This is a genomic window from Thermogutta sp. (assembly GCF_039793925.1).
Lineage (GTDB): Bacteria > Planctomycetota > Planctomycetia > Pirellulales > Thermoguttaceae > Thermogutta.
In genome coordinates this window covers 1-1,120 of the sequence record NZ_JBAMME010000300.1, presented here as the reverse complement: position 1 = coordinate 1,120, position 1,120 = coordinate 1, and the positions used below count along the sequence as shown (strand labels likewise).

2 protein-coding genes are annotated in these 1,120 nt (G+C 57.2%); both read right to left on the bottom strand.

Features of this window, described 5'->3' with window-relative positions; genetic code table 11:
* Positions 1-496 (bottom strand): hypothetical protein (locus tag ABJK56_RS16045; protein ID WP_347245686.1); only part of this gene is annotated, 496 nt, incomplete at its 3' end.
* Positions 489-770 (bottom strand): excisionase family DNA-binding protein, encoded by a 282-nt coding sequence (locus ABJK56_RS16040; protein WP_347245685.1) that lies wholly within the window; start codon positions 768-770, stop codon positions 489-491. The genes ABJK56_RS16040 and ABJK56_RS16045, both read right to left, overlap by 8 nt.
* Between the last annotated feature and the right edge of the window lie 350 nt (positions 771-1,120).

Genomic DNA, 1,120 nt, shown 5'->3' with positions numbered 1-1,120 from the left:
GGCACAGGATAAGAATACGCTCAACTGCCTCGCGGAGCTTCATTTCCTTTATAAGGAGCCCGGCCATAATCGTCTTGCCGGCTCCCGGGTCATCCGCCAGCAGAAACCGCAACCTGGGCTGCGGAAGCATCGCCTGGTACACCGCTTCGATCTGATGCGGCAAGGTGCGGATGCCTGAAAGGCTCACGGCAAACTGTTGGTCATACGCGTAAGCCAGACGGATTCGAGCCGACTCGATGAGGAGTCGAAGCTTCTCGGCGTCCACAGGAGTTTCTGCTTTGGCTTCGTCAGCCCCCCTTTCAAGGATAGCCGCGACCTCTTGCGCAGAGATGACGGTCTCTTCCAATGAGCCATCGGGAAGACGAACGCGACACTCGTAGGCAGCCGACTCATCATAACCGAGCGGTCGCGCATCTTCCAGGACCACGGGCACATCGAAGTGCCCTGGGAGGAATATCCGTCGTCCGATCTGAGATGTGAGCAGGTTGCTACTCATTCCCGCCCCTCTTTCGTGAACGTGTCTTTGCTGTTGGTCGATTCGTCTGACTTTTCGAGGAGGGTCGGCTTTGGATGGAATTTGGAGTCTTCTCTCGCTCGTTGCCTTGGCGCGCCCACTCGTCTATTGCGGATAGCTCGAGACGAAAAAGCCGTCCCACGCGGTGTGCAGGGAGCCTCCGTTCATTGAGCCATGTATAGAAGACCGAGTCCTTGGCCACCCGTAGGTGGGCAGCCACATCGTCGACGGCAACCCAACGTCCTTTAGCGGCCATTTCGATCCCCCCATCAGTAATCAGAATCACTGCCTATGTATGCCAACCAAACGAGACATGAGTGCACGCAACCGCTCCACTCCAGTCAAAGACAAACTGCTGGTATGCCGTGAATCTGTTGCGTATATGGCTCCAGATGGCGGCCAACTACTGGGATTTCAGCGCCAGATTCCATTGGATAACTATTAGACGTTCCCGGTCCAGCATTCCTCCACCACGTAAAGCCAGGTCGGGAGAACGGTTCCGTTTACCAGGACCGGGACAAGGACGCGACGGTAGAAGCTGGGACCGTCCGGTGTGGAACCCCTCCAGCCGGTCAATGGTCGGTAGGCGGGTTGCGGGGTGGTCGA

Excerpts from the sequence above, each read along its gene's own strand:
- ABJK56_RS16040 (WP_347245685.1), bottom strand. The coding sequence starts at position 770 with ATGGCCGCTAAAGGACGTTGGGTTGCCGTCGACGATGTGGCTGCCCAC.